This is a genomic window from Erwinia sp. PME.40.26/001 (genome assembly GCF_055556675.1).
Genome location: NZ_JBVHNP010000340.1, coordinates 1 through 249 on the forward strand (window position 1 = coordinate 1; position 249 = coordinate 249).

Sequence of the window (249 nt, forward strand, 5' to 3'; positions counted from 1 at the left end):
TCTTCCCTGATCCCACCGGATTCCATAACTGTACGATTGAGTTTTGCGCAGCCGTTGCCACGCACTGCACGCCACCCATGAAGGCACCGCCGCCCAGCGTGCGAGCCTTGCCGCCGTCGATGACTTCGACCGAGCCGGTAACACGGTTGTCGAAGAATCCGCCGTCAGCAATCAGCATGGTCCCCAAGATGTTGGCCGCGTTGGCGTTGTTGCTGAAGATCAGATTGTTGAAGTTGCGGCCATCCAGCC

General features: G+C 59.0%; 1 protein-coding gene. It reads right to left on the reverse strand.

The features are described from left to right. Positions 1-249 (reverse strand): hypothetical protein (locus ACZ3HG_RS24455; RefSeq protein ID WP_465335075.1); only part of this gene is annotated, 249 nt, incomplete at both ends.